This is a genomic window from Gammaproteobacteria bacterium (assembly GCA_030680605.1).
Taxonomy (GTDB): Bacteria; Pseudomonadota; Gammaproteobacteria; order SURF-13; family SURF-13; genus JAQBXX01.
Window position 1 is genome coordinate 220,962 of the sequence record JAUXUQ010000010.1, and the last position, 18,112, is coordinate 239,073.

15 protein-coding genes are annotated in these 18,112 nt (G+C 58.2%); 7 read left to right on the forward strand and 8 right to left on the reverse strand.

Translation table 11 applies throughout. The features are described 5' to 3' along the window. The first annotated feature begins 96 nt into the window (after positions 1-96). The gene (gene gatB, locus Q8L89_05780) at positions 97-1,530 is read left to right on the forward strand and encodes an Asp-tRNA(Asn)/Glu-tRNA(Gln) amidotransferase subunit GatB (protein MDP1708559.1); all 1,434 of its coding nucleotides are present in this window, start codon (positions 97-99) and stop codon (positions 1,528-1,530) included. Positions 1,531-1,545: 15 nt separating this feature from the next. Here the strand turns inward: gatB and Q8L89_05785 are convergent, their stop codons facing one another. From Q8L89_05785 to dapA, 6 genes are all read right to left on the reverse strand, one after another. After that, complete coding sequence (locus Q8L89_05785; GenBank protein ID MDP1708560.1) at positions 1,546-1,836, reverse strand: DUF6122 family protein; 291 nt, start codon at positions 1,834-1,836, stop codon at positions 1,546-1,548. Between the two features lie 113 nt (positions 1,837-1,949). Continuing rightward, positions 1,950-2,264: a DUF805 domain-containing protein gene (locus Q8L89_05790; protein MDP1708561.1), complete on the reverse strand. Its 315-nt coding sequence runs from the start codon at positions 2,262-2,264 to the stop codon at positions 1,950-1,952. 903 nt (positions 2,265-3,167) lie between these two features. Beyond that, complete coding sequence (locus Q8L89_05795) at positions 3,168-3,356, reverse strand: type II toxin-antitoxin system HicB family antitoxin (GenBank protein MDP1708562.1); 189 nt, start codon at positions 3,354-3,356, stop codon at positions 3,168-3,170. A 124-nt stretch (positions 3,357-3,480) separates the two neighbouring features. After that, complete coding sequence (purL, locus tag Q8L89_05800; GenBank protein ID MDP1708563.1) at positions 3,481-7,377, reverse strand: phosphoribosylformylglycinamidine synthase; 3,897 nt, start codon at positions 7,375-7,377, stop codon at positions 3,481-3,483. Between the two features lie 17 nt (positions 7,378-7,394). Beyond that, positions 7,395-8,540 (reverse strand): outer membrane protein assembly factor BamC, encoded by a 1,146-nt coding sequence (gene bamC, locus Q8L89_05805; protein MDP1708564.1) that lies wholly within the window; start codon positions 8,538-8,540, stop codon positions 7,395-7,397. 18 nt (positions 8,541-8,558) lie between these two features. After that, positions 8,559-9,437, reverse strand: coding sequence for a 4-hydroxy-tetrahydrodipicolinate synthase (dapA, locus tag Q8L89_05810; GenBank protein MDP1708565.1), 879 nt, complete (start codon positions 9,435-9,437; stop codon positions 8,559-8,561). Between the two features lie 171 nt (positions 9,438-9,608). Between dapA and pilB the strand changes: the two genes are divergently transcribed. The 6 genes from pilB to Q8L89_05840 all read left to right on the forward strand — a co-directional run bounded on the left by pilB (position 9,609) and on the right by Q8L89_05840 (position 15,357). Continuing rightward, positions 9,609-11,315: a type IV-A pilus assembly ATPase PilB gene (pilB, locus tag Q8L89_05815; protein MDP1708566.1), complete on the forward strand. Its 1,707-nt coding sequence runs from the start codon at positions 9,609-9,611 to the stop codon at positions 11,313-11,315. 14 nt (positions 11,316-11,329) lie between these two features. Next, the gene (locus tag Q8L89_05820) at positions 11,330-12,553 is read left to right on the forward strand and encodes a type II secretion system F family protein (GenBank protein MDP1708567.1); all 1,224 of its coding nucleotides are present in this window, start codon (positions 11,330-11,332) and stop codon (positions 12,551-12,553) included. An 80-nt stretch (positions 12,554-12,633) separates the two neighbouring features. Continuing rightward, on the forward strand, positions 12,634-13,557 hold the full coding sequence (locus Q8L89_05825; protein ID MDP1708568.1) for an A24 family peptidase: 924 nt from the start codon (positions 12,634-12,636) through the stop codon (positions 13,555-13,557). Positions 13,558-13,564: 7 nt separating this feature from the next. After that, a complete protein-coding gene (coaE, locus tag Q8L89_05830; GenBank protein ID MDP1708569.1) occupies positions 13,565-14,167 on the forward strand; it encodes a dephospho-CoA kinase in 603 nt (200 codons plus the stop codon). Positions 14,168-14,398: 231 nt separating this feature from the next. Beyond that, entirely contained in the window at positions 14,399-15,166 is a 768-nt protein-coding gene (gene zapD, locus Q8L89_05835; GenBank protein ID MDP1708570.1) for a cell division protein ZapD, read from the forward strand. 23 nt (positions 15,167-15,189) lie between these two features. Further along, positions 15,190-15,357, forward strand: a complete 168-nt coding sequence (locus Q8L89_05840; GenBank protein MDP1708571.1) for a DNA gyrase inhibitor YacG — start codon at positions 15,190-15,192, stop codon at positions 15,355-15,357. Between the two features lie 73 nt (positions 15,358-15,430). Here Q8L89_05840 and Q8L89_05845 read toward each other — a convergent pair whose 3' ends face one another. Together Q8L89_05845 and argJ are read right to left on the reverse strand one after the other, a co-directional pair. Continuing rightward, entirely contained in the window at positions 15,431-16,789 is a 1,359-nt protein-coding gene (locus Q8L89_05845; protein ID MDP1708572.1) for a diguanylate cyclase, read from the reverse strand. 101 nt (positions 16,790-16,890) lie between these two features. After that, on the reverse strand, positions 16,891-18,111 hold the full coding sequence (argJ, locus tag Q8L89_05850; GenBank protein ID MDP1708573.1) for a bifunctional glutamate N-acetyltransferase/amino-acid acetyltransferase ArgJ: 1,221 nt from the start codon (positions 18,109-18,111) through the stop codon (positions 16,891-16,893). Position 18,112: the final 1 nt, after the last annotated feature.

Sequence of the window (18,112 nt, forward strand, 5' to 3'; positions counted from 1 at the left end):
TGACAGCGGTAAATATATCTACAAATAACGAGTGGCGAGTGGCCAGGAGATTTATAGCTCGCCACTCGCCACTTGCCACTCGCTACTGGGGTTAACATGGAATGGGAAACCGTCATCGGGCTTGAGATACACGCTCAGCTCGCCACGCAAACCAAGATATTCTCCGGCGCGGCCACGGCCTATGGCATGCCGCCCAACACCCAGGCCTGCGCGGTTGATCTTGGCCTGCCCGGCGTGCTGCCGGTGCTGAATGCAGAAGTGGTGCGCATGGCAGTGAAATTTGGCCTCGCCGTGGGCGCCAGCATTGCGCCGCGCTCGGTGTTTGCGCGCAAGAATTATTTCTACCCCGACCTGCCCAAGGGTTACCAGATCAGTCAGTACGAGCTGCCGGTGGTGGCCAAGGGCACGCTGGAAATCGAACTGGAGGATGGCAGCACCAAAACCATCGGCATCACCCGCGCCCATCTGGAAGAAGACGCCGGTAAATCCCTGCACGAAGATTTTCACGGAAAGACCGGCATTGATCTGAATCGCGCCGGCACGCCGCTGCTCGAAATCGTCTCCGAGCCCGACATGCGCTCTGCGAAAGAAGCGGTGGCGTACATGAAGAAAATCCACTCGCTGGTGCGCTATCTCGAAATCTGTGACGGCAACATGCAGGAAGGCTCGTTCCGCTGTGATGCCAACGTGTCGGTGCGCCCCAAAGGGCAGGAAAAATTCGGCACCCGTGCCGAGCTGAAAAACATCAACTCGTTCCGCTTTGTGGAAAAGGCAATCAACTTCGAGGTCGAACGCCAGATCGAACTGCTGGAAGGCGGCGGCGCAGTAGTGCAGGAGACGCGCCTGTACGATGCCGACAAAGACGAAACCCGCTCCATGCGTTCCAAGGAAGAGGCCAACGATTACCGCTACTTCCCCGACCCCGATCTGTTGCCGCTTGAGATTGAGCACGCTTTCATCGCCGAGGTGAGAAATACCTTGCCCGAACTGCCCGACCAGAAAAAGCAGCGCTTCATAAACGACTACGGCCTCACGCCGTATGAATCGGGCGTGCTCACCGCCAGCCGTGAACTGGCCGAGTTTTATGAGGGCGTGGTGAAGACCACGCAGGGCGAGGCGAAGTTGGCGGCCAACTGGGTCACGGGCGAGCTGCTGGGCGCGCTCAACAAGGCGGGGCTGGATATTCTCGCCAGCCCGGTTACGGCGCGGGCGCTGGGCGGCATGCTGCTGCGTATCAAAGACAACACCATCTCCGGCAAGATTGCCAAGCAGGTGTTCGATGCCATGTGGCACGGCGAGGGTGATGCCGATGCGATCATCGAGGCCAGGGGCCTGCGCCAGGTTACCGACAGCGGCACGATTGAAAAAGTGGTGGATGAAGTCATCGCCAACAGCCCGCAGCAGCTCGAGCAGTACCGTGCCGGCAAGGAGGCGCTGTTCGGTTATTTCGTCGGTCAGGTGATGAAGGCGAGCCAGGGTAAGGCCAACCCGGCACAGGTCAATGCGCTGCTGAAAGAAAAACTCAAATAACAGGCGCGCCCGCGCCTAGAGGCAGACCGTGGCGTCCAGCGCCATGTGTATCACCAGGCCGATGCCAATCAGCCGCGTCACCGGTATAAAACTCATCACGACGTAAATGCCTATCGGTATATAAGTGTGCAGCGGGTGAAACCCGATGCTGCACCGCTCCGGGTCGTATATGGGGTTGGCCAGCAGGTGATCCAGATCCACCAGCATGGTAGACATCATCAGCAGATAACTGATCTTCCATTCCGGCTTGAAGAATAGCTGTGCCACCACCAGCGGCAGCAGAACGTGGAGGGCGATATGAAAGATGAGACTTCTCCGGTGGTGGGGCGGTGTCTATTCTACAGGATACGCGGAGCTGTTTTATCCGGGAGTGCTGGCGCCTGACGGTTAAACCCAAGCCACGGCCCGTTACCCCATCATCAAAAACGATTAGGCTCTTTGCCTTCTTGTGCAACCAACACGATCAAGATAATCCACCCAATGATTGGAATCAGCCAGAGCAGCAGAAACCAGCCACTTCGGTCGGTGTCATGCAGCCGTCGTGCCCCTGCGGCCAGTGATGGCAGTAGCACGCCCAAGGAAAAAAGTGCTGACAATGTTTCGCTTACCATGCCTGTTGCCAGTGATACCAGGAATGTAAAAAGAACCCACCACCAGAATTCTGACCGCGAGGCGCGGCCATCAAACACGGCATATTTTGAGAAACAGGTGCTGATAGAGTCGCCGAAGGTCATGGGGGCTCCTGATTTTATTTATGAGAGAAGCATAAATGTAGCAGTTTTAAGGTGGGGGTAGAGAGAAATTTATTGGGGATCTGATAAACGCTGCACTTAGCTGAATACGCGAAGTTGTGTCGCCTGAGCTTGGGTGTCTAGCGTTAAGGTAGGGGCGGCGAGAGTGGGTCTACCGATTTTCTTGCAATGTGGATTGTGTGAGTAAGCATCTAACGGTGCGCAGTTGAGCGACACCATCGCAGCAACGCAACGCCCGTAGAGCGTCCTGGTTAATTACAGTGTTAGAACCCTCATTACTGATCCCATTCCTCAATTGGGTGTTCATCCAGTAGGCTCAGAGTGTTTCCAAATTTTCTATTAAACTTCTTCGCGTAGTCGATCTCTACGATGCTTAACTGAAATGACTTCGAATAACGCTTTCCATAAGAGTCAATGACTCGAACCTTGATGCTGGCTTGCCCATTCTTCACGCGAGGTCTGGAACCTCCACAACTTTCGGATTGTTAGAAGTAGACTACCCCCTGGTTTCTTGCCCGGATTGTAGGTATGTATGGATAGTCTGCGGCAGCAAAATACTTTTCTGAAAAAGGAAGGGGCAGCACCAATGTTTGTGATTTCTAGGTAAATTACTGTCGCTGTTCGGTGAGCCTCCTCTTGATTGAATTTCTTATCTGTCGGATATGTGCAGGGAAATGTTGGCCCCGGCAATAGGCCGGTTTTAAACTTTGGCTTGTGCATCAATGTCCTGAATATCCCACTTATCCAGCCGAGCGCCAGTGTAACCAAGAGTAAAACAAGGGTTAGAAATCCGGAATTATTGTTCCCCCATCAGTAATTGATTGCATGGTTCTTTATGTTCTAGCGTGGAGCTAAGAGGCTACGCATGAGAGTCAGTGTCAGGCCTTACATGAGTGCATCGCTCATCACCGTCTCTCCACCCATCAAAAGCATGGCGATTACTTCCTGGAGATTACGGTTAAGTTCATCAAGCGACTCGGCTTGAGTATGCGCGCCGCCGGGGAAGCCCGGTACGAAGCCCACGAAAAGATTCGTTTGCGGGCAACGTTCAATAACTGCGGAATAAACCTTCATGGTATACCCCACGGGAGCCAGTGTTGTCTGATTACCAAACTTTGCCTGGAAAAGGGCAAATGAAAAGGCCCATTGATTCCTTCGCACCGCGAGCGCTTGTGAAGTGCGCGCAAGCGGGCAGTGTCTATCCCAGCCAGCGGCGCGCGTTGCGAAACATGCGCAGCCACGGGCCGTCGCTGCCCCAGCCGTCCGGATGCCAGGAGTTGGACACGGTGCGGATCACGCGTTCCGGGTGCGGCATCATGATGGTGTAGCGTCCGTCGGGGGTGGTGAGGCCGGCGATGCCGAGGGGTGAACCGTTGGGGTTGGCGGGATAGGCTTCGGTGGGGTGGCCGCCGTTGTCCGCCCAGCGCAGCGCGACGATACCGGCGTCCAGCGCTTGTTGGGCGCTGCCGCCGGGACGGAACGAGGCGCGGCCTTCACCGTGCGCCACCGCGATGGGCAGGCACGAGCCGGCCATGTCGTGCAGGAACAGCGACGGCGAGGCGGGAATCTCGACCAGAGAGAAGCGTCCCTCAAATTGCTCTGATGTGTTGCGCATAAACTGCGGCCAGCATTCGGCGCCCGGAATGAGTTCGTGCAGGTTCGACATCATCTGGCAGCCGTTGCAGATGCCGAGGCCGAAGGTATCGGTGCGCTTGAAGAACGCGCCGAATTCATCGCGTGCGCGCGCACTGAACAGAATGGACTTGGCCCAGCCCTGCCCCGCGCCCAGCACATCGCCGTAGGAAAATCCGCCGGGCGCGGCGAGACCCTGAAAGTCACTGAGTGAGATGCGGGCTTCGAGGATGTCGCTCATGTGTACGTCGATGGCGGAAAATCCGGCACGGTCAAAGGCCGCAGCGAGTTCGATGTGGCCGTTTACACCCTGCTCACGCAAGATGGCGATGCGCGGGCGCAGGCCTTTTTTTAGGTAAGGCGCGGCAATGTCGTCGTTCGGATCAAAGCTGAGTTGCGCGTTCAGGCCGGGGTCGCGCGCGTCGAGCAGGGCGTCATATTCCTGCTGTGCGTAAACTGGGTTGTCGCGCAGTGTCTGCATCCGGTACGAGGTCTCCGACCATGCGCGTTGAAGATGGATGCGTGTGTCGCTGAACAGCGTTTGTCCCAGCTGTGTCACCACAACATGATCGGTGTTGTTAAGCGTACCGATGGTGTGTGTATGTTCTTCCAGGCCGGCGGCTTGCAGTATTTTTAATACGGCTGTTTTGTCAGTGCAGCGTATCTGCACAACGGCGCCCAGTTCCTCGCTGAACAGCGCGGCATGGGGATCATTGCCCAACGCATCGAGGCTGAGCGTGACGCCACAGTGGGCGGAGAAGGCCATTTCACAGACGCTGGTAAACAGGCCGCCGTCCGAGCGGTCGTGATAGGCGAGAATGAGATTATTTTCGTTGAGTGATTGCAGCACGGTGAACAGCGCATTGAGCAGCGCCGGGTTATCCACGTCCGGCGCCTGCGTGCCGATTTCGTTATAGACCTGTGCGAGCACGGAGCCGCCGAGGCGATTCTGGTTGCGCCCCAGATCAATCAGCAGAAGATCGGTGTCTCCCTGGTCGGAGCGCAATTGCGGCGTCAGTGTGCGGCGGCAGTCGTGTACGCGCGCAAAGGCGCTGACGATGAGCGACAGCGGCGCAGTCACCGATTTTTCCACACCGTTTTCGCGCCACACGGTTTTCATCGAGAGTGAATCCTTGCCCACCGGGATGGCGATGCCGAGCGCCGGACACAGCTCCATCCCGACTGCCTGCACCGCGTCGTACAGCGCTGCGTCTTCACCTGGATGACCGGCAGCGGCCATCCAGTTGGCAGAGAGCGTAATGTCGGAGATTTGGGTGATGCGCGCTGCAGCGATATTGGTAATGGCTTCGCCTACCGCCATACGCGCGGAGGCCGCCGGGTTGATGAGCGCGATCGGTGCGCGCTCGCCGATGGCCATGGCCTCGCCGGTGCAGGTGTCGAAGCTCGTTGCGGTGACGGCAACGTCTGCTACTGGGGTTTGCCACGGGCCGACCATCTGATCGCGCGTCACCAGCCCGCCGACGCTGCGGTCGCCGATGGTGATCAGAAAACCCTTGTTCGCCACGGCAGGGAAACGCAACACGCGCAGCGCGGCTTCGTGAATATCTATTTTGCTGTAATTAAATTCAGAAAGTTTCGGTGTTGCATGATGTACATCACGCAGCATTTTTGGTGGTTTGCCGAGCAGCATGGGAAGCGCGAGGTCAATGGGCGTGTTGTGAAACTGCGCATCCACCAGCGTGAGCTGTTCGTCCACCGTGGCCCCGCCGACCACGGCATGGGGGCAGCGTTCGCGCGCGCAGAGCTCGGCAAATTCGTCGCGCCGCCCCGGTGTTACCGCCAGCACGTAACGCTCCTGCGCCTCGTTGCACCAGAGCTGCATGGGCGACATGCCGCTGTCGTCGCTCAGTATCTTGCGCAGTTCGATGCGCGCGCCGCGCGCGCTGCTGTGCACCAGTTCCGGCAGCGCATTGGACAGGCCGCCCGCACCGACGTCGTGTATCGAGAGGATGGGATTGGCATCGCCCAGTTGCCAGCACTGGTCGATCACTTCCTGGCAGCGGCGCTGCATCTCGGGATTGCCGCGTTGCACCGAGGCGAAGTCGAGCGCCTGATCGCCGCTGCCGCTGGTGATAGACGAGGCTGCGCCGCCGCCCAGTCCGATCAGCATCGCCGGCCCACCGAGCACGATGAGTAATGCGCGTGGGGGGATTTCGTTTTTTTCGACATGCCCCGAGCGGATGTTGCCGACACCGCCCGCGAGCATGATGGGTTTGTGGTAGCCGCGCCGGTCGATACCATGTCCGGTCTGCACCTGTGCTTCAAAGCCGCGGAAGTAACCGCAGAGGTTCGGGCGGCCAAATTCATTGTTGAACGCCGCCGCGCCGAGCGGCCCTTCAAGCATGATGTCGAGGCCCGACGCGGTGTGGCGCGGTTTGCCGAAGTCGGTCTGTTCCCACGGTTGCAGCGCGCCGGGAATGCGTAAATGTGAAACGGAAAAGCCGCACAATCCCGCCTTGGGTTTGGCGCCACGGCCGGTGGCGCCTTCGTCGCGGATTTCGCCGCCGCTGCCGGTAGCCGCGCCCGGAAACGGCGAGATGGCGGTGGGATGATTGTGAGTCTCCACCTTCATCACGATATGCACGTCTTCGGCGTGATAGCGGTATTCGCGCCCCGCTGCCGGGAAGAAACGTCCGGCGCGCGCGCCTTCCATCACGGCGGCGTTGTCCTTGTAGGCGGAGAGAATACCGTGCGGATGTCGCTGGTGCGTGTTGCGGATCATGGCAAACAGCGACGCATCCTGGCGCACGCCATCAATGATCCAGTCGGAATTGAAAATCTTGTGGCGGCAGTGCTCCGAGTTCATCTGCGCGAACATCATGAGCTCGACATCGGTCGGGTTGCGTCCGAGCGCCGTGAAGTTTTGCAGCAGATAATCAATTTCGTCCGCAGTGAGTGCGAGCCCAAGCGTCTGGTTGGCCTTGACCAGTGCGGCCCGGCCGCCGCTCAGTACGTCGACAAGAACCAGCGGCGCGGGTTTCGCGTGCATGAACAGCTTTCCGGCCTCACGCGCATCGTCCAGTAACTGCTCCGTCATGCGGTCGTGAATGAGGGGTGTGATGTGCTCGCGTTCGGAGCTGGTAAGCGGCGCGCCGTTTATTTTTGCAAGGTAGTAAATCACGCCGCGCTCGATGCGCCGCACCTGATGGAGTCCGCAGATGTGCGCAATGTCGGTGGCCTTGCTCGACCACGGCGAGCGGGTGCCAAGGCGCGGTACGACCAGCAGTGGTGCGCCGGGCGGAGTCTGGGTGCCAGCGGAGCCGTAGCTCAGAATCTTTTCGAGTTGCGCGTGTTCTGCGCGGGTGAGCTCACGCGCAAGATCAACAAAGTGGATGAAGTCGGCAGAGACTGTGGCCGGACCAGGTACGACAGCACGCACGCTGGCGCGCAACTTCTCCAGCCTGAAACCGGACAGCGCCTGCGGTCCGCGCAGTTGGAGCATGGTAGGTGCGCGCAGGGCTATTTCAGTTGTTCGTGCAGCAAGGCCAGGATACGGTTAGAGGTTTCAGAGTTTTCAGGCGCACCTTCCTTGTTCAGGATTGTAATGCGGGTGCTGTCGCCTTCACCTGCCACGCTGACCAGATATTGTGTATTTTCTGCCTGCTTGTCCTTGGTGCCGCCCCAGAATTTGAGCTTGCTCAGGAACCCGTCTTTGGTTTCTTCCTTGAGTGGGTCGGCATAGCGCACATAGTACAAGCCGCGCGAGCGGTCACGGTCTTCTACCGTAAATCCAACGCGATCCAGGGCCAGTCCGGTGCGGCGCCAGGCGCGGGAGAAGTCTTCGTCGAGACTGAGGAAGCTGCGGCCCTGGGCATCGCGCGTGAGTTGGGCGCGTGGCACGTCCTGGCCGCGGGCGAGCAGTGATTTTGCCTTCTGCTCATCGACGCCGAAAAACACCACCATGCGATTGAGCATTTCGATTTCCAGCTCCGGATCGGAGGGGCGGTTCTGCCAGATAGTGGAACTGCCCTGACCTACCTCCTCCACACCGCGGTGGGTGAGATAAAGTTCGGTGGTGTTGGGTTCCTTACCGCGCTCCAGACGCACGCGATATTTGTCACGGGTGGCGGCGGAGTAGAGCGAGTCAAAGACCTTGCTGATAACAGAGCGGATCGGGTCTTTGGGGATATCGGCGCGGTTTTCGAGCCAGTCGGTTTCCAGGATACCGATGCGCGGGTCTTCTTCCTTGATCAGAAAACCATTCTGCAGGAAGAATTCACGCACCTTGGGCCAGACCTGTTCCGGCGCACTTTCCATGACCAGCCAGCGTTTGTCGCCGTCACGTTCGGCACGAATATTGTTTTGCTGGGGCAGTACATTTTCACTGCGGCCTAGCTGTGGTCCGGCGCGCTCTCCGCTGTAGGAGGAGAATGTTGCACCGGCGCTGCTGGGGCCGATGTCGGGTACGGCCAAGGCATCGTCTATGGTGGACTTGGTCAGATCCGGCGGCACCTCAAGTGCCGGCAAGGTCTGGCTTTTTTTATAGTCGGTTTTGGAGTCTGAAGCAATTTCGTCGAGCTTGGCGCTGATAGAGCTGCAGGCCACCAGCAGAATCGGCAGGCAAATGGCAAGCAGGAGGCGTAAACGGCGATAGATAAACGGCATGATGATATAAACCTGTGCTTATAAAAGTATGTTGGCATGTATCAGCGCCTGCCGCACGCGGGCATGGCAGGCAGCTGACAGGGGGGTGAGTGGGAGCCGTATGCCAGCCGGGATCAGACCCATCTGGTTGAGCGCCCACTTGACCGGTATCGGGTTGGCTTCGATGAATAACTCCTGGTGTAACGGCATAAGCTGCTCATTGAGGGCCTCGGCGCGGGCGCGATCACCCTGAAGGGCGGCGGCGCACATCTCATGCATGAGCCGTGGTGCGACATTGGCAGTGACTGAGATGACGCCTTTGCCACCCATCAGCATCAGGGCCATGGCCGTAGCATCGTCACCTCCATACATATCCATTTTATCACCACAGCGGTCAAGAATCTCCCCCGCGCGCGCCAAGTCGCCGGTGGCCTCCTTGATGCCTATGATATTGGGGATAGGGGCGAGGCGGGCCACGGTCGCAGGCAGCAGGTCGCAGGCCGTGCGGCTTGGGACATTGTAGAGGATTTGCGGGATGGGTACGGCCTCGGCTACCGCCTTGTAATGCAGGTACAGGCCTTCCTGGGTGGGCTTGTTGTAATAGGGTGTGACCAGCAGGCAGGCGTCGGCACCCCCCTGCAGGGCGCAGCGGGTGAGCTGGATCGCCTCGCTGGTGGCGTTGGCCCCCGTACCTGCAATGACCGGTACCCGACCGTGCACCCGCTCCACGATGGCGCGGATCAGCGCACAGTGCTCGTCTGTGTCCAGGGTCGCAGATTCACCCGTGGTGCCGACAGCGACAATCGCGTCAGTACCGTTTTCAATATGAAATTCGACCAGTCTGTCCAGGCCTTCATGGTCGATGACGCCATCCGCCCCCATGGGCGTGACCAGCGCTACCATACTGCCATGAAACATCAACATTTACCCCGCTGTACTTGAATCGGCATGGTACTTGCTTCCCTATTGTATGACAAGCTACAGGCATGCGAAGATGTGACGCTAAGTGGGTTCAATCAGGGGCTTCCGGGGTGCGGGTAGTCCATCAGCGTCCGGGGTGATAAGCGCATGGCCATATCATCGTCCACCATGAAATTCAAACTGGGCGGACTCTCGCGCCGTCTGGTGCAGGGAGGCCTGCTCACAGAAGCCCAGATGCAACACGCCTGTGAGCAGGCTGTTAAGGCGCACACCCCGCTGGCCTCCTACCTGGTGGGGCAGGATATCCTCAACAGTTACGCGGTTGCTGTCGCCGCCTCGCAGGAATCCGGCGTACCGCTGCTGGATCTCAACGCCGTCGACATGGAGCACGCCCCCACGACACTAGTGGAGGAAAAACTGGTGCGCAAGCACCATGTATTGCCCCTGTTCAAGCGTGGCAGAAAACTGTTCATCGCGGTTTCTGATCTGAGCAGCCTTCAGGCCCTGGATGAAATCAAGTTTCATGTGGGGGCGAACACCGAGGCGGTGCTGGTAGAGGAAGACAAGCTGTCCAAGGCCATTGAGGCAGCATTGGCCAAGCACGATACATCGATGAGCGCGCTTACGGGCGCCGACGTGGACGACCTCAATCTGGAGATTAGCGCTGGCGATGAAGATCTTGCCGCCGCTGACGGTGTTGCCGCCGATATTGACGATACCCCGGTAGTGCGCTTCGTGAACAAGGTATTGCTCGACGCCATCAACAAGGGGGCGTCGGATGTGCACTTCGAGCCATATGAAAAAATCTACCGTGTGCGTCTGCGGCAGGATGGTGTGTTGCGCGAGGTTGCGACACCGCCGGTAGTGCTTGCACCCCGTCTCGCCGCCCGTCTCAAGGTGATGTCGAAACTGGACATTTCAGAGCGCCGGGTACCGCAGGACGGACGTATGAAGATGCGGCTGTCAAAAAACCGCGCCATCGATTTTCGCGTCAGCAGTTGCCCGACCCTGTATGGTGAGAAGATTGTGCTGCGTATCCTGGATCCTGCCAGCGCGCAGCTCGGCATCGACGCCCTCGGTTACGAGGAGGAGCAGAAAAAACTGTTCATGGATGCGATCCACCGCCCTTATGGCATGGTGCTGGTCACCGGCCCCACGGGCAGCGGCAAGACCGTTTCACTTTATACCGCACTCAATATCCTGAATACCGAAGACCGCAATATCTCGACTTGCGAAGACCCGGTGGAAATAAATCTCGCCGGCGTCAATCAGGTCAACGTCAACCCGAGGGCCGGGCTCACTTTCTCCACAGCGCTCAAGGCATTTCTGCGCCAGGATCCGGATATCATCATGGTGGGTGAGGTGCGTGATCTGGAAACTGCGGAGATCGCGATCAAGGCGGCACAGACCGGCCATATGGTGCTCTCCACCCTGCATACCAACGATGCGCCACAGACCTTGAGCCGTCTGGCCAATATGGGTGTGGCACCATTCAATATCGCCTCGGCGGTGTCGCTCATCATCGCCCAACGCCTGGCGCGCCGCTTGTGCGCATTTTGCAAGCAGCCGGTCACCATCCCGCATGAGGCGTTGTTAAAGGAAGGCTTCAAGGAGGCCGAGATCGCAGACATCAGGCTTCATCGCGCGGTGGGGTGTGACCAGTGCTCGGATGGCTACAAGGGACGTGTGGGGCTCTATCAGGTTATGCCGGTATCGGAGGCCATTGGACACATCATTATGGCGGGTGGCAACGCGATGCAGATCGCAGAGCAGGCGAAAAAAGAGGGTATTGCTGACCTGCGTGAATCGGGACTCAGGAAGGTCAGACAAGGCATTACCAGTCTGGAAGAGATAAACCGTGTCACCAACGAATAATCACGGACACGCATATGGCTGAGAAGTTAATAAAGAAGACTGATACCTTCGTCTGGGAAGGCACCAACAAAAATGGTGCGCGCATGCGCGGTGAGATGCAGGGCGCAACGCTCACGCTGGTCAAGGCCGACCTGCGTCGTCAGGGTATTAGTCCGCGTAAAGTCAGAAAGAAATCCGCGCCATTGTTTGGTGTGCGTAAAAAGGGTATCAGCGCCAAGGACATCGCTGTTTTCAGTCGCCAGCTATCGGTCATGATTGCCGCCGGAGTGCCGCTGGTGCAGTCGTTTGAGATTATAGGTCGAGGGCATGAGAATATCAGCATGCAGGAGCTGGTGCTCGCCATCAAGAACCATGTGGAGGGTGGCAGCTCGCTGGCGGAAGCTCTGGAGAAGCACCCGCTGCAGTTTGATGAGCTGTATATCAATCTGGTGCGCGCGGGTGAGCAGGGCGGCATACTCGAAGCGCTGATGAATAAGATCGCTATCTATAAGGAAAAGACAGAGGCGATCAAGGGTAAGATCAAGAAGGCGCTGTTTTACCCAACGGCGGTGCTGGTGGTCGCGTTTATCATCACGGCGATTTTGCTCATCTTTGTGATCCCGCAGTTCGAGTCACTGTTCCAGGGCTTTGGCGCCGATTTGCCCGCGCTCACGCAGATGGTGATCAAGCTCTCTGCAATTTTTCAGGCATGGTGGTGGCTGATTTTCGGTTCCATTGGAGGTGCGGTCTATGCGTTGATACAGGCCAAGAGGCGCTCACGCGCCGTCAGTCATACCATAGATCGGCTGGCGCTCAAGATACCCATCATCGGCGCGATTCTGAACAAGGGTGCCATTGCGCGTTTTGCGCGCACACTTTCCACCATGTTTGCCGCCGGTGTGCCGCTGGTGGAGGCGATGCAGTCGGTGGCGGGCGCCACCGGTAACATCGTGTATTCCGATGCCGTGCTACGCATGCGCGACGATGTCTCAACTGGAACACAGTTGCAGCAGGCGATGCGTAATACGCAATTATTCCCCAATATGGTGGTGCAGATGGTCGCCATCGGCGAGGAGGCGGGTTCGCTGGATACCATGCTGGCCAAGGTGGCTGATTTCTACGAAGAGGAAGTGGATAACATGGTGGATTCCCTGTCCAGTCTGCTCGAGCCGATGATCATGGCCATTCTTGGCGTGCTGGTGGGCGGACTGGTGATCGCCATGTATCTGCCGATTTTCAAGATGGGGTCGGTAGTTTAAAAACAGATACAAGAGAAAAGACAAGCCAATAATGCTGCAACACTTTCCTCTTTACTCTTTTCTCTTCTTTCAGGCCCTCCATGGTTGATACCCTGCAGGCGTTTCCCTGGCTGTTTGTCGCGTCCGCTGGCATGTTGGGGTTGGTGGTCGGCAGCTTTCTGAATGTGGTGATCCATCGCCTGCCGTTGATGATGCGGCGCGACTGGCAGGTGCAGTGTCGGGAGCTGTTGGAACTGCCTGCTGAGGTGGGGCCGAATTCATTCGGCCAGGATGCGAATAAATTCGCACCTGCATGCACGTCGCCTGATGCGGCGCCGCGTTTCAATCTGGTGGTTCCGCGCTCCCGTTGCCCGCACTGCGGGCACACTATTGCCGCGCTCGAAAATATCCCGCTCCTGAGCTATCTCGCGCTCAGGGGCAGGTGCTCTGCCTGCGGGGCCCGCATTTCGTTACGTTACCCTGTCGTTGAAATACTTACGGCTGCAATGTCAGCGACGGTGGCAGTGCATTTCGGTTTTGGCTGGAGCGCGGTTGCGGCACTGGTGCTTACCTGGGGTTTGATAGCGCTGGCCTTCATCGACCTTGACCATAAACTGCTGCCGGACTCGATTACGCTGCCGCTGTTATGGGGTGGTCTCCTGCTTAGCCTGGGTGCTGTGCTGGTAGACAGCCACACGGCGCTCATCGGCGCGGCGGCGGGCTATCTCAGCTTGTGGTCAGTGTACTGGCTGTTCAAGCTGGTCACAGGCAAGGAAGGCATGGGGCAGGGTGACTTCAAGCTGCTTGCCGTGTTTGGCGCATGGCTCGGTTGGCAGATGCTGCCGCTGATCATCCTGTTGTCATCGCTGGTGGGGGCCGTGGCAGGAATCTCCCTGGTATTGTTCCGCAGGCATCAGCGGGATGTCCAGATTCCATTCGGGCCGTACCTTGCTGCGGCGGGCTGGATAGCCATGCTCTGGGGCATGCCACTGACGCAGGGTTATCTCGAGTTGTTGGGTGGATAGCGCCACGATGTATCGCGTCGGGCTCACTGGTGGCATCGGTTGTGGCAAATCCACAGTGGCAGGTTATTTCGGCGCATTGGGTGTGCCGGTAATCGATGCTGATGACATTGCGCGAGGATTGGTGGAGCCGGGTACGCCAGCGCTGGCAAGCATTGCCACATATTTTGGCGCTGAAGTCCTGGGGCCAGATGGCGCATTGAACAGGGCCGCATTGCGCCATAGCGTCTTTTCGGATGCGGCACGACGCGCGCAACTGGAGAGCATACTGCACCCGCTGATTCGCGCCGGAATGGAGGCGCGCATGGCACAGCTTGACGCACCGTACTGCGTACTCAGTATTCCGTTGCTGATTGAAACCGGACAGGCTGGTGAGGTCGAGCGCGTGCTGGTGGTTGATGCGCCGCATGCGTTGCAATATCAGCGTGTGATGGCGCGGGGGCTGAGCGCCCAGGAGGTGGCGGCTATTCTTCGGGCCCAGGCCCGCTGGCGTGAACGTCTTGCTGTGGCCCATGATGTGATTGTGAACGATAAGGCCGTAGGGCATGTGGAAAGCAGGGTGCGGGCGCTACACGAGCATTATCTGGCGCTGGCGCGCGCCAGCCATTACTGATAAGTCAATAAGTAAGACTACACGTCCTGCTGCATCCCCGCCCCCTGTTCAGGGGGCGGGACAGGGTGGATGTAGAGTAAGCAGGGTTTTTGCTCAGGAGTCACACCCTGAAGTAATGTAGCCTTACTTTGTGACTCCTGAGTAAATAGGAATTGCCAGCGTCATATCAAGTAATGGACAATAAAGCCATCTGACGTCACAGTCCTGATTTTTATAGTTGCGGTGGTGTGAGTGCTCAACAAAATTACCTACGAACAACCGCTCAATGAAAAGATGCGGACATTTCTACGGCTCGAACTTCTGTTTCTCCAGGTGCAACACAATCTGGAGGGGAGTGCGGAGTGGAACAGTCGCGCCACGCTTACCAGCCTGATTGAAATTCTCAATGTATGCAGCCGTACCGATCTTAAAACCGAACTTCTGCGTGAGCTCGAACGTCATGGCGCCATGTTGGCAAGGCTGGAACAGGTGCCGGAGGTTGATCAGAGCAGGTTGAAAGAGCTGCTGAGCGAAGTGGATGTGCTCATAGACAGATTGCATGCCACCAGCGGCCAGTTCGGACAGTCGTTGCGAAACAATGAATTTATATGCAGCATACGCCAGCGCAGCAGTATTCCTGGCGGTTTGTGTGACTTTGATTTGCCCATGTACCACTACTGGCTGCAGCGTCCTGCCAAAGAGCGCCTTGAGAATCTGCGGGAGTGGTTGTCGCCCATTGAACCAATGTGGCAGTCCATAGAGCTCATACTCCGGTTGACGCGTGAGAGTGCCGTACCTGTACCGGGAATGGCTGTTGCTGGATTTTTTCAGCGCTCGCTTGATCAGGATACCCCCTGTCAACTGGTGCGCGTGACGGTACCTGCGCGCCTGCCTTATTACCCCGAGATCAGCGGCGGCAAGCATCGATTTACCGTGCGCTTTCTGGCGCCGGTGACGGACGGTCGCACGGTGCAGTCTGCCGAAGATGTGAAATTCGAACTGACCTGCTGCATGTCGTGAACGCTAAAGCTAGCGAAAAGACTATTGCCTGCCCGTCCTGTGGTAAAGACGCCATCTGGTCGTTGCAACAAAACCCGTGGCGGCCATTTTGCAGTGAGCGCTGCAAAATGATTGATCTCGGTGCCTGGGCCGATGAGTCTTACCGTATCCCGGACACAACGCAAAGGCGGCCCGAAGATGGCTCAGAGTAGTTGGTGCCAGGTAACGCCATCGCTCTATGGACTCCGGCCGGTGGTGGCCGTAGCAGGGTAAATTGAGTCAGTGCTACTGAGTCAGATCAGGTGGTGATGAGTCAAGGCTGCTCATCTGATCGGTATAGAACTGGAATGCCCCGGTAGCGGTGCGCTTGGCGTGATACATGGCAATGTCGGCATTTCTGAGCAGCAGCTCGGCATCCTGTGCATCATCGGGGTAGAGTGCTATGCCTATGCTGGGCGTGATAGAAAGCTGCTGTTTATGCAGGGAGAATGGCTGGGAAAAGACGTCCTTGACCTTGCAGGCCACCCGGGCGGCGGTGTCGATATCTCCGATGTTTTCGAGAATCATGGTGAACTCGTCGCCGCCCAGCCGGGCGATGGTATCCACCCCGCGCAGACCTTGCTGCAGTCGATCCGCGACCAATTTTAACAGCATGTCACCGACGCTGTGTCCAAAGGTGTCGTTGACTTCCTTGAAGCGATCCAGATCCAGTAACAGCAGGGCCAGCCTGTTGGCGTTACGGTCGGTGCGCTCCATGGCTTGTGTCAGTCGGTCACTGAACAGCGTTCGATTGGGCAGGCCAGTGAGCGAGTCATAGGAGGCGAGATAGGTGAGGTGTTCCTCGATTCTGCGGCGTTCGGTAATGTCCTGGTTCACCACGACAGCGCCGGTGATGGTGTGCTCAGTGTCGAATATTGGAATGGCTGAATTCAGAATGGTTTTGTGTGTGCCATCAAAACACTCTATGTTAACCACCTCCTCGATCGAGGTCTCACCGCGTGTGATGGCCCGCGCTGCCGCCCATTCTTGCGCAGTAATGAGTTTGCCGGTATCTGCCCACCAGCCCTTGTATCCATCATACTGATCGATACCGACATAGCGCTTGCCGGCCCAGATACTCTGGCCGGCCTGGTTGCCGCGTGTGATGTTGCCCTGGGCATCGATTAGCCATACACCTACGGGCAGGTTTTCCAGAACGGCCTGCAGCAGGGCTTCCTTGGTCTGCAATACCCGCTCGGCCTGTTCGCGCTCAGCGATGCGTGTCTCAAGTACCGCATTGGCGCGCTCAAGTTCCAGTGAGCGCTCTGCATGACGCTTGAGCAGACCCGTCATGGTGGCGATGAGGGGTGTGGCCACGCCCCATATCAGCACTCGCAACAGGTTCTCGCGTGTGTACTGCAGGGGCTCGCCCGGAATGGAGAAGGCATACGCAAAGTAAAGCCAGGCGAGGCCGGCGCTCAGCAGGCCTGCGCGCATGCCGCCGTGGAAGGCGGCAAACACCACGGTAATGAGCAGTACGGCGGGTGGATTGGGTATCGGGTAGAACGTTCGCGAAAATATCTCTATCACTGCCGCTACCAGTACGGTGAGCAGGGGTCCGATAAGTGATGTTTTCAGCACTACGAGCGCCGTACTCGGTATCAAGTTCGTCTCCCGCCGCCCTGTGAGGTAGTCGAGTGTTACGCCCTAAAAATAAGGACACTTTGGATGATAGTGCCCCAAGTACTGTCCGAAAGCCAGAGGAATCAGGTGCGGTATTCGGCGTTGATGCGTACATAGTCGTAGGAAAAGTCGCAGGTCCACACGGTGCTGCAGTGTGCCCCGCGCGCCAGGTCAACGCTGATGGTAATTTCATTTCTGTGCATGACGGACTGGCCTTGCTCCTCTTTATAATCTTGTGCCCGTTCGCCATTGCGCACGATACATACCTCGTCCAGGTGGAGCGTGGTGCTAGCAATATCCATGCCAGCTATGCCGGCGCGACCTACGGCGGCCAGAATGCGGCCCCAGTTCGGGTCGCAGGCAAAGAATGCGGTCTTGACCAGTGGCGAGTGTGCGATGGCGTAGGCGACGGCATCACACTCTGCCTGGTTCGCGCCACCTGTGACGGACACGGTAATGAATTTGGTCGCACCTTCGCCGTCACGCACGATCAGTTGTGCAAGCTCGATGCATACCTGGATGAGTGCGTCGCACAACATGCGGTACGCGGGCTGTGTGCTGTGGTCGATACGTGCAAGGCTGCTTTTGCCTGTGGCGATCAGCAGGCAGGCGTCGTTGGTCGAGGTGTCGCCATCGACGGTGATGCGGTTGAATGAGCGCTCGACGGCCTGGTGGAGGCACTGCTGCAGAAGCGACTGCTCGACATCTGCGTCGGTGGCGATAAAGGCGAGCATGGTCGCCATGTCGGGCCGGATCATACCCGAGCCCTTGGCAATGCCGGTGATGGTGACGCTACAGCCTTCGATCTCAATCGTGCGCGAGACGGCCTTTGCTGCGGTGTCGGTGGTCATGATGCCGTGGGCGGCATCCTCCCAGCCGGCAGCATCAAGCCTTGCGTACGCCTCGGGCAGGCCGTGCAGAATTTTCTCCACCGGCAGCTGTTCACCGATGACGCCGGTGGAAAAGGGCAGTACCGTGTCGCTGCTGCACTGTGTGAGCTGTGCCAGTGCTGCACAACATGCCTCGGCGTCACGCAGCCCCTGTGCACCCGTGCCCGCGTTGGCATTGCCGGTGTTGATGAGCAGATAGCGCGGCGCAGCGTGCGCGAGATGCTGGCGCGCAATGAGCACGGGTGCGGCGCAGAAGGCGTTGCGGGTGAATACGGCGGCGCAGCCCGCGCCAGTATCGAGTTCGATGACCACAAGGTCGCGCCGCCCGGGCTTCTTGATGCCGGCGCACGCAGTCCCCAGGCGTACGCCCGCTACCGGATGCAGGTGTGGTAATGGCGGGATGACTACTGCCACG

Excerpts from the sequence above, each read along its gene's own strand:
- Q8L89_05820 (MDP1708567.1), top strand. The coding sequence starts at position 11,330 with ATGGCTGAGAAGTTAATAAAGAAGACTGATACCTTCGTCTGGGAAGGC.
- purL (MDP1708563.1), bottom strand. The coding sequence starts at position 7,377 with ATGCTCCAACTGCGCGGACCGCAGGCGCTGTCCGGTTTCAGGCTGGAG.
- bamC (MDP1708564.1), bottom strand. The coding sequence starts at position 8,540 with ATGCCGTTTATCTATCGCCGTTTACGCCTCCTGCTTGCCATTTGCCTG.
- Q8L89_05825 (MDP1708568.1), top strand. The coding sequence starts at position 12,634 with ATGGTTGATACCCTGCAGGCGTTTCCCTGGCTGTTTGTCGCGTCCGCT.
- gatB (MDP1708559.1), top strand. The coding sequence starts at position 97 with ATGGAATGGGAAACCGTCATCGGGCTTGAGATACACGCTCAGCTCGCC.
- dapA (MDP1708565.1), bottom strand. The coding sequence starts at position 9,437 with ATGTTTCATGGCAGTATGGTAGCGCTGGTCACGCCCATGGGGGCGGAT.
- coaE (MDP1708569.1), top strand. The coding sequence starts at position 13,565 with ATGTATCGCGTCGGGCTCACTGGTGGCATCGGTTGTGGCAAATCCACA.
- Q8L89_05790 (MDP1708561.1), bottom strand. The coding sequence starts at position 2,264 with ATGACCTTCGGCGACTCTATCAGCACCTGTTTCTCAAAATATGCCGTG.
- pilB (MDP1708566.1), top strand. The coding sequence starts at position 9,609 with ATGAAATTCAAACTGGGCGGACTCTCGCGCCGTCTGGTGCAGGGAGGC.
- Q8L89_05795 (MDP1708562.1), bottom strand. The coding sequence starts at position 3,356 with ATGAAGGTTTATTCCGCAGTTATTGAACGTTGCCCGCAAACGAATCTT.